Raw genomic sequence first — 14843 nt, forward strand, 5'->3', positions numbered from 1 at the left:
ACGGCAGTTCAAGGGGCGGGAAGGGAACTGGATGTCTGAAGCGGGATTTCGCGGCCGAGACACGCTGGGACTGGCAACCCGGGTGAAGGCACTCGCGGTGGCCGACCCAGTCCTCGACCTCGAACGCCGCAAGCCACTGCTCACCTCACGGGAGTGGACCGGCTACCAGATGGAAGAGCTGGCGCTCACCGCCATCGACACCGTCACCCTGAAGATGGACTTCGACGACGGCGCACGACACGAGGACATCGTGACCGCCGTGGCCCGTGTCGCTGGCCTGCAGATGCCGCACAGCGACCGTGACGAACACACAGCCGTGGCCCGCTGGGTCCTCGACAGCCTGCTGAACGTCGGCACCGTCGACCGCGACTTCAGCCACGTCTACGGCATAGCCTCCAACGGCACCTACACCTCGCACCGCTTCTCCTTCAAACTGCTGCGCGAAGTCCCGGGACCCGACGGGCGGCCACGGCTGCGCGCCTCCAACGAAGCGATCGCCGTGCTCGTCGGAGCGGTGGACCTCGACATCGCCTCCGAACAGGTCGCCGCCGACGCCAAGCTGGAAGCCCTGGTCCGACGGGGACGGCTCACCGACGCCCACCGTGCCGCAGAGATGGCGCTGCGCCGCACCGTTCAATACACCGAACACATTCGCACCCGCCTGGAAGGAATGCGCCGTGACATCCGCTCCGTGGACTGGAGCCGTGACGTGCAGCGCATGCAGGCCGAAGCACTCGAACACATTGAAGACCGTATCAACGCAGAGAACACCATCAAGGACAACCTCGTGCGGATGATGGAGAACAGCACCGAGGACACCACCCCGGCCCAGGCCGCCGAGCTGATCGCGATCCTCCAGGAATGCCTGCGCCGACACGCCTCACTGCAGGCGAACCTGCAGGAGATCGGCGATCGATTCCGCGCCGAACAAGAACGCCAGAGCTTCGTACCACCCCCCAGCCGGATCCACATCAACCTCGAACGCCAACTGCTCCAGCCAGCCCTGGAACTGCCGGTACGGCAGGCGTATCCGCTGCTGGATCAGTTCGCGGCGGCCGCGACACCGCCGCACCGCCCTGCGACCATTTACCTCCCGGACCTGATCAGCAGCCTCATGATGCCGCCGGCGGAGCCCGACGGTGACGACGGCCTGATCATCGAACCGGAATTCGGCGACGCGCACGACACCAGCGTCTTCTGCGACGAGCAGTACACAGCCGTCGAAGCCTTGCTGGAACAGGCAGACACGGACGGGGTGCGCCTGTCCGAACTCCTGAACGCAGCGCGCCGTCTCGCCGCGGCGGCCGGGCAGCCAGACTTCGATCACCTGCTCGCCCTGCACGTGCTGGGCCTGTTCGGCGCGCCACGCTACGCCCCCGACCGCGGCTCGGTACTGGCGGCGCTGGCCGACGACAGCGAACTGGACGACGCCCTGTTCGCCGGCCACGACCTGCTGGTGGTCCAGGGCCCCGCCGCCACCGCCCTGACCACCGGCACCGACTTCGAGGAGGGCGCGGCGTGAACACCATCGACGACACGGCCGCCGTCACCAGACTGCTCGCCTTCGGCTTCCAGCCCGGACTGACTCCCCGGCGCAATGCCGAGTACGCCACGCTGATCGGCCGCTGTCGCACCGATCCGCAGTTCGTGCAGCAACTACACGCCGCCGCCCGCGGATTCGACCTGACCGTGATCGCCCTCGACGCGCGGGCCGGATTGGTGCTCGGGGCGACCGCCGAAACACAGTTCGCGGTCAGCGTCACCGACCACATCAGCAAGCCCGCCGACCGGCCGATCGCAGCACTGGCCCACCTGGCCATCGCCGCGCTCGCCTACTACCGCCCCGAGGACCTGGACGACGAATCCCACGTCGGCCGCGTCACCGTCCGCCATATCGACACGATGGTGGAGCAGGCCACCAAAGAACTGGAACGCCAGGCCACCGAAGCCGACACTGACGACGGAGTCCCGGTCGACCACCCGGACTTAGTCCACCTGTGGCGCTACTACCAGCGACGCAACCCCGTAGCCTCCACCGGCGACGACCGGGCCCACTCCAAGAGCAGGCACGCCATCATCAAGCGCGTGGCCGAGTACCTCGCGGACAACGGGATGCTGCGGCGCGCAGGTAAAGAGAACGCCGGCACCTACACCACCACCGCCCGCTACCAGATCCAGGTACGGGAGTTGGCCGGCCAGCAGATGCTCGGCCACCTGGCCGAACTCGGGATCACCGTCGGGCTCGACGGCGAACCCTCGTTCCACAGTCCGCACACCGCATCCGCTGACACGGCGGACACCGCAACACCCGCCTCCCTGCCCGCAGCCGAGCCAGGAGCCTGAACCCAGCGATGTACGAACTCAACCGCGTGCGCCTGTACAACATCGGCCCGGCGGGGGCCCGGTACGACGACGTCCCGCTCGATCTGTCCGACGGCGGTCTGCCGATCCCGGTCCACACCCTGATTCCCGCGGCCGGGCAGCTGTTCCGCCGTCCCGCCCCCGCGACACTGCTGGTCCTGGAGAACGGCGGCGGGAAGTCCGTGTTTATCCGCATGCTGCTGTCCACGGTGCTGCCCGAACGGCAGTCCCGCAAAGGACGTGAGGCGCTGCGCGCCTACGTGGTGTCCGCGGCGGCTCCCTCCCATGTGGCCCTGGAATGGGTCAATGTCCGCACCGGTGAAACGCTGCTGACCGGGCAGGTGCTGGCCCCGACCGCGGACGACAAGATCGACCGGATGTTCTACTCGCTGCATCCGAACGCAGTAACGACCCTGGCCACACTGCCGTTTGCCGAAGGACGGCGGCGCCTGCGGATGAACGCATTCCACGATGCGCTCAAGCGGTTGGACGCCGATGACAAGACGCTGCACGTGGAGATAGAGAAACGGCAGGGGGAGTGGGAGAAGCACCTGCGCCGGCTCGGCCTGGAGCCGGACCTGTTCGCTGTCCAGCAGGCGATGAACGTGGACGAGGGAGACGCGGCCGAAGCATTCAAGACCACCACCGGCCGGCAGTTCGTGCAATGGATGCTGAGCAAAGCGCTGGACGCCGACGACTTCACCGAGCTGGGGGACGCCTTCGGCGCATACGCCAAGAATATCGGCCGGCGCGAGCAACTGCTGCTGGACCGCGACTTCTCCACGGCCACCGGGGCAGCCGCCGAGCAACTGTCCCGGCGCAAGGAAGCACACACCGCAGCGTCCACCTCCGCCCGCAACGCCGCGGCCTCCTTAGGACAACTCGCGGCGGAAATCCGCGAGTTCGTTCACCGCTCGGAAGGAACCGTGCGGGAACAGCGCGCGGGCCACGAGGCCGCCCAGGCGCACACCAAGGAACGACAACAGGCCCGTGACCGCGCCGACCTGCTCTACAAGGAAGTACGACGCAGCACCCTGCTCCTGCGTCTCGAAGCCGCACGTACCCAAGCCGGACACATCCAAGAACAGCTCACCGCCGAACGCGATGAGCTCGCCGCCTGGACGCTGGTCCCCACCGTGCTCAAAGCTGCCGCCGCACACGAGAAGTACCGTCTGGCCAGCGAACTGCTGGACGCCGCGGAACGCGCCGCGGGCACCGCCCGCCTCCACCGCGACCAAGCCGGGGCCCAATACGCCGGAAGCCTGCGCGCCAGAGCACAGCAGTGTGCGACGCAGGCCGACGGGCTCGACCTCAAAAGCGCCACGAGCACGACACAGGCCCGCAAGGCCGAGGAGCGTGCCGTCGAGGACGAAGGACTGGCCGCCTCGCACACGGCCCGGGCCGAGCTGCTCACCCAACAGGTAACGAGGGTGGACCACCGCCTCGAACAGGCACGGCAGACCGGGCTCCTCGAGGAGAACGAATCCGTTGCGGAAGCCGACGCCCGTCATACGGCCGAGGCAGCCCGCTGCAACACCAGAGCGACGGAAGAACGCGCCGCCCACCAGCAGCTCGAGCAGGACATCCGCCGACTCGAGACGCGGACGAGCCAGCTGATTGAACCCGAGGTGACCGCCCGACAGGCAGCCGAGGCCGCAGACCGGGCGGTCGCAGACACCAACAGCGCCGCAGCCGAACTCGCCTCCCACACGCTGCTGCGGGAACTCGCCGAACTCGATGACGGCGAGGACGTACCCGGCGGCGACCCCGCACTGTGGCTGGAGCACAACGCCTTCCCGCTGCGTCACCTGGCCGCTGCGGTCCAAGCGTCGGCAGCGGAGCAGCTGGACGCGCTGCGAGCCGACGACCGGGCGGACCAGCGACTGATCGCCGCCCTCACCGTCGAAGACGACGCCCTCATGCCACCGAGGCAAGCAGTCGAGGACCTCCTCGAACTCCTAGCTGGCCACGGCATTGACGCTATGGCCGGCTGGAGGGCTCTGGAACAACTGGTAAACCCACGCCTTCACGCCGCAGCCATCCAGGCCCACCCCGCGCTGGTCGACGGCATCGTGGTCACCGACCAGGAAACCCTCTGCAAAGCACAGGCCGTACTGACGCAGAACCCGCTGCTGCCAGCCGCAGCGGTACTCGTCTCCACCCCCGAACCATTGAACGAGAGGCCGGCCGCGCCGAACAGTGGCTTCGTCGTCGAGCCGACCCCCGCCCTGCACGACTGTGACGCCGCCGCCGCACTGCGGGAACAGGCCGAAACCCGCATCGCCGGCCGCCGTCGGACCCTGGAGAACCTTTCCGCACGCCAGACGGCGGCCTTCCAACTGGAAAGCCGGCTCGACACCTGGCATCGCCACCACCCGCCGGGGAATGCCGAGCAGACCCGCTCGGCGGCACAGGCCCTGGCCGCCGCAGCACGAGAGGCCCGGGCCTCGCTGGAAGCCGCCCGCACCGCACACAGCCTGGCCCTGGAGAACCTCGACGCACACCGCACGGCCGTGTCAGATGCCGAACAGGCCGCACTCGAGGCAGCACGGAACAGCGACGCCTGCGGCCGACTCGCACAGGAAGCCGCCGAAGCCGACACCCACCGTACCGAGATCGGTGAACTGCGCACCCAGGCCGAAGAGCATCGAGCAACGGCCCAGGACCACCGCGACGACGCTGCCCGCCTGCGTGGTCAGGTCACCGAATACGCCGTGCAGGCCGAGTCGCTGCGGCGCGATGCCACCTCGTACACCATCCGGCTGGACAAGGTCGCCTACGGCAACCAGCCCCTGAACCGTCCCGCGGGTGAACCGGACCTGGCCGCACTGGAGATCGCATACGAGGAAGCGGTGTCGAGCCTGGGCGCCGTAGAGGTCGGCGAGGACCTGCTGCGGCGCGTCGAGGATGCACAACAGGAAGCATCCAACCGTGACGGCGAACTCCGTGGCCAACCGGCCGACGTCACGGCCCGCGCCGAGACGCTGGCCGCCTCCGCCCAAGCCGGCAGCACCGAAACCCTGGAAGCCACGAAACGGCGCCTGGCCCGCACGATCGAGACGCTGGCAGGCGAATACCAATCGCTCAGTGAGCGCACCGGCCAACTCCAGGCAGAAGCGAAGGCGGCAGGCCAGCCCGGTGGCCTGCCCTGGACCAGTCTCGACAGCGAATGGACCCCGTCGAACCTCGCCGAAGGCACCCGCCTCACCGAACGAGCCGGTGCCGAGCTGAAGGACACCGACACCCAGCTCCACGAATCCCTCCACACCGAACGCGCCACCGAGCGCACGCTCCGCAAGACCGAAGCCGCAGCACGCGAGATGACCGTCGTGCACCGCGGCCTGGCGTCCGCCGTCCGCCGACTGGAACTCCCCTTCGCAGCCGCACCGTTCGCCAAAACCGCCGACGAGGCGCAACAGGATGCCGATGAGGCGACCAAGGCGCACAGCGATGCCGTGGACCAGCTGCGCGACGCGAGCCAGGCCCTGGACGAGGCGATCCTGGAATTCCGTGACACGGCCAACCAGAACCGATTCGGCGCTCTTAAGGCGCCGATCTACCACCAGCTCACCGACATCGACAAAACGTCGCTGGTCGAACGTGCCGCGCAGTGGGCAGTCCAACTGACCGACCGGGCCGCGAGCCTGACCACCGACCTGGAGAGCTCAGAACGCCACCGCAGTCTGCTCATCGACCAGCTCAAGCACCGCGCCGGCCACGCGCTGAGCCTGCTGGAGAAGGCCGAACGGCTCTCCTGCCTGCCCGAAGGCGCCGGAGTCTGGGCCAGACAGAAGATCCTCAAGATCGGCTTCAGCAAGCCCGAAGCCCAGGTCCTGGCCGTACGCATTGCCGAGACCCTGGACGAGACCGCCCGCACACAGCCCAGCCTGTCCGGCCGTGACCTCGTACTGCGCTGTGTCGGGGCCGCAGTGCCACGCGACTTCAATGTCGAGATCCTCAAGCCCGACGCCGCTGGCCGCGCCGACTACGCCTCCATCAGCGACATGAGCAAGGTGTTCTCCGGAGGCCAAGAACTCACCGGCGCGATCATGTTGTACTGCACCCTCGCAGCACTCCGCAGCAGCACCCGGACAGGAACCCGCAGTACCACCCGCCTCGGCGGCATGCTGATCCTGGACAACCCGATCGGCAAGGCGAACGCCGACTACCTGCTGACCCTGCAGATGAACATGGCCGCCGCCCTCGGCGTCCAACTCATCTACACCACCGGAAACATGGAGGACCGCGTGCTGGCCACGTTCCCGCTGTGCATCCGACTGCGCAACGACGCCGATCAGCGCACCGGGACACGGCACCTGCATGTCACCGACCGCGTCACCCGCCCCACGCAGCCGGACGAGGATGGCGTCACCGGCCGACTTTCCGCAGCGCGGCTGCTGGTGAAACCACGCGATGCCCACACACCGCCCCACCCCGCCGAGGTGACCCGGGCAGACAGCCCCTCCAGCGAGACGGCCTCCGACCGATGAACGACAGCCAAGGCGGCAACGACGCCGAGCGGCAACCACTGTCCTCGTCGGCGTCCTGCCTGGCCGCGACCCTCAACGCGACTAGCCACCACCGTGTCGAACAGGCCACGATCCTTACGGCCTTCGGCCGGGCCTGCCCCGGCACGGCTGGCACCACACAAGGCCGCCCCGTCCTGTCCGCCCTGCTCGACGAACTCGCCGACCACCACCTCATAGAACTGCCGCGCAGCCGTGACGGATGGGACACCACCCAGCCGCCGCTGCCACGCTGGTTCCGTCTGCCCAAGGCGACAGAGAGCAGACCCCCGCGCACGACGGCACCCGTTCTATGGCGCCGCGAGCTCACCTGGGCGAACACCGCCACACTGACCACATCACAGACCGAAACCCTCAAGACCATCAACCGGTGGCTACGCGACACCGACGGGGACGACCGACAACGGACCGTCGTCCCTATGCGGGAACGCTCACTGGAGATCTTCGGTGACGAAAAGCGCTTGGACGCACTCACCTCCAGCACGCTTTTCGCAGCTGGCCGCCTCACCCTGGCCATCCTGGCCGCCCGGCGGATTCCGCCACCCCTGGCGTACAACCGCGTCGGTGTCGGAGGCACCGTCCTGGTGATCGAGAACAGCGACACTTTCGAAACCCTCAGCACACTCCTGGCCGACAACTGCGGTCGAGTGGGCCACATCGCGTTCGGCGGAGGCCACGCCTTCGAGGCCTCCATCACCCGCATAGCCCAACTGGAAGGCGTCACGGACATCGCCTACTACGGCGATCTCGACGACGACGGCCTCACCATCCCCCAAAGAGCCAACGTGTCGGGCACCGCAGTACAGCTTCCGCCGATCCGGCCTGCCTGCGGCCTCTACCGGCTCCTACTGAGCGAGAACCGCCAAGGACCGGCCCCAAAACGAGTCGAACCACTGACCGCCGAACGACGCGTGTCCTGGCTGCCCGCCCCTCTGCGGCGCCCCGTGGCCGACATCCTCACCGCCGGGAACCGGCTCGCCCAAGAAGCCACAGGAACACTGGCCCTGCGACACGACAACTCCTGGCGCGACGACCTGTGAACGCCCTCATGACCTATAAGACACCGTCGCCACCGATGGCCGACGTCACGTGCTGAACCGCCCGTCTCCGCTCTCACACAACTGACCGAAGGCGCCGAACACCCGCCAGAGCGGGTGCCACAATTGCCCCCACTGCGCCCCGCCACAACCGAAAGCCACCACGCTATGGCCACCGCCGAGCTCCATCTGCGCCCGCATCAAAAGGACGCCGTCGCGGCCGCCACCCGCACCCTGCAAACCCACTCGCGGGCCAGCGTCATCGCCGCTTGCGGCACCGGCAAGACCCTGATCGCCGCCCGCACCGCCGCGCGCACCGCTCCCCGCGGCCGTGTCCTGGTGCTGCTGCCGACACTGGACCTGCTGTCCCAGACGATCCGCTCCTGGCGGCTGGCCGGACGCAAAGGCACCGCCGTCGCGGTCTGCTCCGCCCGCCAGGCACTCGACCACGAACCAGTCGGCGCCGACGTCCCCATGACCACCGACCCCGGCGAACTGGCCGCCCACATCCGCCAGACGGGACCGGGCCCGGTCACCGTCTACGCCACCTACGCCTCCCTGACCGCAGTGGTCACCGCGCACCGCGACCACCAACTGCCCCCCTGGGACCTGATCGTCATCGACGAGGCGCACCGCACGGCCGGCCGTCTCGGCAAAGCGTGGGCCGCCGTCCACCACGACGACCAGATCCCCGCCGCCCGCCGCCTCTACCTCACCGCCACCCCCCGCATCTGGGACCCCGACGACGCCTCGGACGACGACGGAGCAGAGGCAGTGGCCTCCATGGACGACGAAGACCTCTTCGGCCCCGTCGCCTACCACCTCAACCTCTCCGACGCCATCGACCTCGGGCTGCTCGCCGACTATCAGATCCTCGTCCCCGTAGTCACCGACACGGACCTGCGCGACTGGCTCGCCACCGGAGCCGGAGCCGGCGTCGACGGACTACGCCTGGCCGGCCGCCAGGTCGCCGCCCTGCGCGCCATCCACGACCACAGCCTTCGCCGCATCCTCACCTTCCACCACCGCGTCGCCGACGCCCGCGCCTTCGCCACCACCCTGACCGACACCGCCGCCACCCTCCCCGCCGAACTGCGGCCCGAAGGACTGTGGGCGGACTGGATCAGCGGCAGCCACGCCCCCCAGGTCCGCCGCCGCCTCCTCCTCGAATTCACCTCCCACACCAGCCCCGACACCCCCGCCGTCCTGTCGAACGCCCGCGTCCTGGGGGAGGGCATCGACGTCCCCGACATCGACGCCGTCGTCTTCGCCGACCCCAAGAACAGCCCCGTCGACACCGTCCAGGCCGTCGGCCGCGCCCTGCGCCAAAAACCCGGCGCCGGCAAGAAGGCCACCCTCGTCGTCCCCGTCTACCTCACCCCCGACGAAGACCCCGACGACCTCCTTGGCGCCGACGCCTACACCCCGCTGTGGCGCACCATCCAAGCCCTGCGCGCCCACGACGACCGCCTCGACGCCCGCCTGTCAGACCCCCGCACCCACCGCCCCACCGTGCCCGGCGAAGACCCCGAAGCCTGGCTCCGCTTCGACCGCCCCACCCAGACGGAAGAAGTCGCCCTCGCCCTCTCCCTGCGCGTCCTCGCCCCCAAGAGCGCCGAATGGCGCCGCGGCCTGACCTCAGCCCGCAGCTACCGCCACACCCACCACCACCTCGACGTCCCCCAGACCTACCAAGACCCCACCGGCTACCCCCTGGGCCGCTGGCTCACCTGGCAACGCCACCTCCACGCCAAGGGCACCCTCGACGCCGTACGCGTCCACGCCCTCGAACGCCTCGGCATCATCTGGGACCCCCGTCAGCAGGCTTTCGACCGCGCCCTGGCCCACGCCGCCGCCTACGTGGCCCGCCACGGCCACCTCGCCGCACCTGTCGAGGAAATCCATGACGGCTTCCCCCTCGGCCGCTGGCTCGCCACCCAGCGCACCCGCGCCGAGTTGCTCACCGACCAGCGTGCCGCCGCCCTCACCGCTCTGGACCGCTGGTGGAACCCGCCCTGGCCGATCACCTGGCAGCGGACCTACCACGCCGCCCGCCAGAGCCTGCAACACAATGGGACGACGGCTGCCGAAGAAGGGAAGTGGCTTGAGGCCCACCGCACCCGCTCCGACCGCCTCCACCCCGACCAGAAGAGTCTGCTGAAGGAGCTGGGACTCGCCGATCTGCCCGCCACATCCGCCACCCAAGCCGAGGAAAGCCACCTGCCAGCACGGGAGCGTGCCTTCCAGCGCGGACTGGCCGCCGCACAGGCATTCCATGCGAGAGAAGGCCATCTCAATGTCCCCCAGCGCCACATCGAGAAGATCGAAGGCGACCCCGTGCGCCTAGGCCAGTGGCTGAGCAACCTGCGCCGGCGCCGCTCCGGCCTCAGCCAGCACAAGCAGGCAGCACTGGCCGAACTCGGCCTGTAAGCAGGCGAGCCCGGCGCCTTGAACGGGGACCGGATGACGCCCAGCGTCTGCAAGGGGCAAGAAGTTTAAGCCACTGGCCGGAACTGTGGCCTGGTGGAGCCGCTCGGCATGCCCATGTCCGGGGTCGGCTCCCTGGCAGCAGTCTGTCTGCCCGGACTCCTAGAACGCGGGTGACGACGTCCGGGCTTTCCGGCCTGTGCTCGGCGATCTGCCGAGACGCCCACGCTGGATTGGGCAGGTGAACGGTCTTGGGGTGCGGAGCACATCGCTGGGGCAGAAGCCGCACCGGCCGACGTCCTCACCAGTCATGGGCGGGAGGTCAGAGACCGTCATGTTCACGGTGCGGGTCATCGCCCGTTGCGCGAGGTCCTCGAACCAGGTCCCCGGGCTCGAGGGCCGGGATCCCGACGGCGAAGAGCCGTACGACAGGACCATCAGGCCGAGGACGGTGTCGTCGTCGATGCTCGCGAGAGCGGGGCGCAGGGGGCAGGCGAGGGCCGCAGCGAGCTCGGCGAGCTGCCCCGTGCGCAGAAGCCAGTCGGGGACGGCGGTCGTTCGCATGCACAGGCCGGAGTCGACGACGTTCCGGGCGCGGACGGCGAGAGCGGCGAACCGGGTGCGGGGTGATGCGGCAGTCGTGACCATGGCTGCGGACCGTACGAATTGGCGCGGCTAGCGTCGCGCGCTGCGCCAAAGCAGAAAATTCGTGCGGTAAATCTGGTCGTACTGATTGCGTACACCGACGCGGCCGGCACCGAGTTTTTGCGGCAGGACCTGCCAGGATCGGGCGAGGAAAGATGCCAGGAACCGTCTCCGAAAAGTGGTAGGCCCTGCCGCCCCCAGGGTGGGCGCGTTGCGCGTGGTCGCCTCGCCGACGTTCCGCGCCGCAGCATTTCCCGCAGGATTCCTGTGCGGAAACGTCCGCGGATTCTACGGTCTGGCAACACGCGGCCAACGCGTAGACAGAAGCGCGCTGACCAGGGAGGACGGCCGTTGAACCGGGCCCGTAAGGGTGTCAATGTGCTGCTCGCTGAGCGCATCCGGCGCTCTCACGAAGGGGGCACAGTGAACGGCATCATCGCGGTCATCATCGGCGCCAGCATCACGGGTGGGGCCACCGTCATCGCGGCGTTCATCACCACGCGGCGCCGCCGCGAGGGGTGAGCCGCCGTGAGGTGACGTGACGCGGAAACCCTGCTCGGGCCGCGTCACGTCACCTCGTGGCAAGGCTGTCGCCCCGGCCGCAGGGCGCAGTTCTTCTTCGGGCAGGTGATGTGACGCGGCAATCTGAGCCGTCTTCGCGTCGCCTCGTCCGGGTCAGGCCGTGGTGCGCCGGACGGTCGAACACGGAAGGTGCCCGGCTGGCCGTCCTGGTGCTGGACACGTGCCCGCCCGAGCAGGCCGCCGACCTCAACCAGTGGACGCGTGCGGCGCTCGCCCCGGCCCCTCCGCAGCCGACATCGAGAAGGTCCTGTCCACCGCAGTCGACCAGGCCGACGGCACGGCGGAGCCGCTCGCCTCCTGGATGCGGGTGTGGACCTGGTCGCCGGTCCTTGCCCTCGCACTCCTCACGGACTTCGTCCCGCTGCTTACCGCGCTGCGCGAGCGGAAGCCGACCGGGCCACCCGACCCGCGTGCCGCCGCCCTCGCCCCGGACGCGGGCGCCGACGGCTACGCCCTCGGGCTGCAACGCTTCGTGGCGGCCGATCCGGCCGCCTGGACCGCCGACGTGCCCGGGGTGCTTGCAGCCGTGGCACGGACGGAGTTCGGCGCGTTCTACCTCGCCGTAGCCGCGATCGCCGTGCACAACCCCGACGCTTTCCCCACCGGCCCGGCTGGCAAGCCGCCGCAGCGCTGCCCGAGGCAGAGCGCCCCGCAGAGGTGGAACAGCTGCGCCGGCCCTGGTTGAAGCCGACGAGGTGGACCTCGCCCAGACGACGACGGCTGGCTGACGGGCCCGGGCTCGGGTTCGCCGGTTCGGGCACCCGAACCGGCGCCGCGTGATTGCCGCGCAGGCAGTACCGGCTGGTCAGGGGACGCGAATCCGTTCTCCCACCTGCGAGCGACTGCCATTCCCCTTTGGGGGCGGTCCGGATGCGATGGCGGCCGCAGAGAGTGCTGGCCAGCCCCGGTGGGTGTTGTGGCTGGCTACTGAGAGGACCGGTGCGTGCGGCGGCGACGGGGGAGGGCCGGGCCGGTTGCGGTGGCTTGTGATCTCGTAGACGGCGGTGCCGTCTGCGGTGGTGCAGGTGAGGACGTTGTTGCCCTTGTCGTCGGTGCGCATGGTGAAGGCGCGGTCGGCAAGGGCGCGGCTGATCCGGTCGCGGATGAAGGGCACGGACGCGTTCCAGTCGGGTCCGGTGGTTCCGTTTCGGTGCGCTTGCCTTTTGGCCGACCGGTACGCGGTGGCGAGGGCTTCGCCGAGCATCGGGAGAGCTGCGGCCAGTTCGGCGAGGGCGTGGGTGCCTGTTCCGTTGCGGGCCAGGGGTACCGGGTGGGTGCGGCGGATCAGCTGCGTGCGCGGGGGAAGGCGGCGTGTGCCGTACTGGGCGATGACGTGGTTGTAGGCGTCGAGGTACGGGCGTTGCGCGGCGGGGTGGTGGATACCGCAGACGGTCAGGAACGTGATCAGCTGCTCGTGGCTGGCCGGCAGGCCCTTGCGGTTGACGATTCGCCACGCGGTGGTGCGCGGCAGCGGTTTGCGTCCGGGGGAGAGGCGGGTGTCCGTGAGGGAGGGAGCACCGGCCCGTTCGTACGCCAGGGCCAAGGCGAGGCCAAGCTCGCGCTTGGTGCTGATGAAGTCGGGGGCCGGTGCCTTGAGCCCAGGGAGGTTGCCGCGCTGTGCAGTGCGGCCGCGGACGAACAGGAGACGGGCTCGCTTCCGGGCGGCCTCGTCGGCCCCGCAGGCGCGCAGGTAGGCGTCCAGGACGGCCTGGGTGGGCGGGGCGGTGCCGGACTCGGCGCGCTGGACGGCGCCGCGGGAGACGTTGGCGGCTTCAGCCAGTCCGCGCTGGGGCAGCCGCGAAGCCTGGCGCAGTGAGATCAGGTGCTCAGCAAGGTGGGCGAAGGGGCGCTGCGGGGCACTGTCGGCAGGGGAACGGGTCATGGCCGGTGCCTACCTGCCCGCGCCGGAGCGCACGGCGGTCTCGATGAGGACCGCCATCAGGCGGCGGCCGCCACCGGCTGCGGTGAGCGTGGCCGCGCCGATCGTCCCGCAGCCGCCCAGCAGCGCAAAGACGGTCTGAAGCTCGGTACCGGCGAGGAACAAGCTGCAGCCCAGGCCCAGGAAGGCGATCAGCAGGATCAGCGCGTGGGTGGGTCCGAACCGCCCGGCAGCGCCATCCGGTTCGCAGCCGCGGGCCGTCGGCGGCGCGGCGGCAGAGGGACAAGCGCAGGCCGGGGTGGGGCTGGCCGGGCGAGGGAGGGGGGCATGGCTCATGGTGCGCAGGACTCCGTCCTGACGGGGGTCGCCGACGATGTGCCGGGACTCGGGGTCTGGTCGCAAAGTGACGCGTTCCGCAAGGCAGTTGGCCCTGCCGTACAGCGGGGTGCGTGGCACACAGCCTTCCACGCTCCCGCACACTACCGCTCTGCCCTGTCACACCCTTTGTCGGATATGTGGCTTTCTGGCCTCGCGGATGTTCCCCGCTCCGGCATGGAATCCGCCGCCCGGCCAGCCCGCGCCCACCGCGCTGGAGGCGCTGTCATCCGCGCGTTCCGTGCCCTGGGCGGCTCACCATTTGTTCCAGCCGACTTGCGGTCCAGGCTCCATCAGAAAGACGGTGGTCCCAGCACAACGCCGACGGTCAAGCCGCCGGTGTTCTCCTGACGGCCCTGGTCGCAAGCCCGAACCCGTTTCAGGACTCTCTGGCAGGCGCGTTGGCCCGCGCCCGCCTATCCGCCGAGCCGGCACCATGCCCGGTGCTGGCTCGGCCCACTTCCCCCCGGTTCCAGACAAGGGGGGAGCCGCGTGTCGAGGGCTCGGCGCAATACGCACGCCGAGACCGGCATCCGCCGTGCGCCGGCCCGCCGCGCCAGGGCCTCGAAGGTGAGTTGCCCCTTCGCCGTGCGCAGCCAACTCCACTGCTGCCAGCCCGACCGGCCGGCGGCTCACCCGCAGCCGATGGCGCTGGCGGCGAGTGCGGAGATGGCGGCCAGGAGCCAGCCTGCGCGGCGCTAAGCGAGCAGCACAACCACCTGTTGGCCCGTCAGGGCCGAAGCCCACCAGACTGGGTGGGCCAGAGAGGGAGAGCAACCGGATAACTGTCTAAAAAACCCTTACGACATCACGGCGCCGTAGGCGTCGAGCCGTACTGTCCCCGAACCTGCCCGGCAGGGCAGGAACCGAACTCATCCGGCACCCCACCGTCATGCCGCCAGGCATGACACCTGAACACCGCCGTGCGGGCCATGGTGGAACTCGGCGCCGATCCGGACCGGATCGTCGCCCGCACCGGCCCCGCGGTGTGCGGCCGGTGCTACGAAGTAC

At 69.6% G+C, this 14843-nt stretch carries 9 protein-coding genes and 1 pseudogene; 7 read left to right on the top strand and 3 right to left on the bottom strand.

Translation table 11 applies throughout. From position 1 onward, the window contains the following. Window positions 1-97 precede the first annotated feature (97 nt). From AB0C62_RS37375 to AB0C62_RS37395, 5 genes are all read left to right on the top strand, one after another. Entirely contained in the window at window positions 98-1522 is a 1425-nt protein-coding gene (locus AB0C62_RS37375) for a hypothetical protein (RefSeq protein ID WP_362981009.1), read from the top strand. Further along, entirely contained in the window at window positions 1519-2343 is an 825-nt protein-coding gene (locus AB0C62_RS37380; protein ID WP_362981011.1) for a hypothetical protein, read from the top strand. Before AB0C62_RS37375 ends, AB0C62_RS37380 begins: the two co-directional genes overlap by 4 nt. A gap of 8 nt (window positions 2344-2351) precedes the next feature. Then, window positions 2352-6851, top strand: coding sequence for a hypothetical protein (locus AB0C62_RS37385; protein WP_362981013.1), 4500 nt, complete (start codon window positions 2352-2354; stop codon window positions 6849-6851). Continuing rightward, window positions 6848-7927, top strand: coding sequence for a Wadjet anti-phage system protein JetD domain-containing protein (locus tag AB0C62_RS37390; RefSeq protein WP_362981015.1), 1080 nt, complete (start codon window positions 6848-6850; stop codon window positions 7925-7927). The genes AB0C62_RS37385 and AB0C62_RS37390 overlap by 4 nt, the downstream gene beginning before the upstream one ends. A gap of 165 nt (window positions 7928-8092) precedes the next feature. Continuing rightward, window positions 8093-10354, top strand: a complete 2262-nt coding sequence (locus AB0C62_RS37395) for a Helicase associated domain protein (protein WP_362981017.1) — start codon at window positions 8093-8095, stop codon at window positions 10352-10354. A gap of 159 nt (window positions 10355-10513) precedes the next feature. Here the strand turns inward: AB0C62_RS37395 and AB0C62_RS37400 are convergent, their stop codons facing one another. After that, a complete protein-coding gene (locus AB0C62_RS37400; RefSeq protein WP_362981019.1) occupies window positions 10514-10999 on the bottom strand; it encodes a hypothetical protein in 486 nt (161 codons plus the stop codon). 739 nt (window positions 11000-11738) lie between these two features. On the opposite strand from AB0C62_RS37400, the gene AB0C62_RS37405 reads away from it, so the two are divergent. Next, window positions 11739-12263 carry a hypothetical protein gene (locus AB0C62_RS37405; protein ID WP_362981022.1) on the top strand — a complete coding sequence of 175 codons (525 nt, stop codon included), beginning with the start codon at window positions 11739-11741 and terminating at the stop codon, window positions 12261-12263. A 120-nt stretch (window positions 12264-12383) separates the two neighbouring features. Here AB0C62_RS37405 and AB0C62_RS37410 read toward each other — a convergent pair whose 3' ends face one another. Further along, window positions 12384-13460: a helix-turn-helix transcriptional regulator gene (locus AB0C62_RS37410; RefSeq protein WP_362981024.1), complete on the bottom strand. Its 1077-nt coding sequence runs from the start codon at window positions 13458-13460 to the stop codon at window positions 12384-12386. A 9-nt stretch (window positions 13461-13469) separates the two neighbouring features. Beyond that, window positions 13470-13793 (bottom strand): hypothetical protein, encoded by a 324-nt coding sequence (locus tag AB0C62_RS37415; RefSeq protein WP_362981026.1) that lies wholly within the window; start codon window positions 13791-13793, stop codon window positions 13470-13472. A 959-nt stretch (window positions 13794-14752) separates the two neighbouring features. Here AB0C62_RS37415 and AB0C62_RS37420 point away from each other — a divergent pair. Further along, a pseudogene (locus AB0C62_RS37420) lies at window positions 14753-14843 on the top strand (laccase domain-containing protein); the annotation flags it as partial.

It is taken from the genome of Streptomyces sp. NPDC048643, assembly GCF_040650615.1.
Taxonomy (GTDB): domain Bacteria; phylum Actinomycetota; class Actinomycetes; order Streptomycetales; family Streptomycetaceae; genus Streptomyces.

Excerpts from the sequence above, each read along its gene's own strand:
- AB0C62_RS37410 (WP_362981024.1), bottom strand. The coding sequence starts at position 13,460 with ATGACCCGTTCCCCTGCCGACAGTGCCCCGCAGCGCCCCTTCGCCCAC.
- AB0C62_RS37400 (WP_362981019.1), bottom strand. The coding sequence starts at position 10,999 with ATGGTCACGACTGCCGCATCACCCCGCACCCGGTTCGCCGCTCTCGCC.
- AB0C62_RS37395 (WP_362981017.1), top strand. The coding sequence starts at position 8,093 with ATGGCCACCGCCGAGCTCCATCTGCGCCCGCATCAAAAGGACGCCGTC.
- AB0C62_RS37385 (WP_362981013.1), top strand. The coding sequence starts at position 2,352 with ATGTACGAACTCAACCGCGTGCGCCTGTACAACATCGGCCCGGCGGGG.
- AB0C62_RS37390 (WP_362981015.1), top strand. The coding sequence starts at position 6,848 with ATGAACGACAGCCAAGGCGGCAACGACGCCGAGCGGCAACCACTGTCC.
- AB0C62_RS37415 (WP_362981026.1), bottom strand. The coding sequence starts at position 13,793 with ATGAGCCATGCCCCCCTCCCTCGCCCGGCCAGCCCCACCCCGGCCTGC.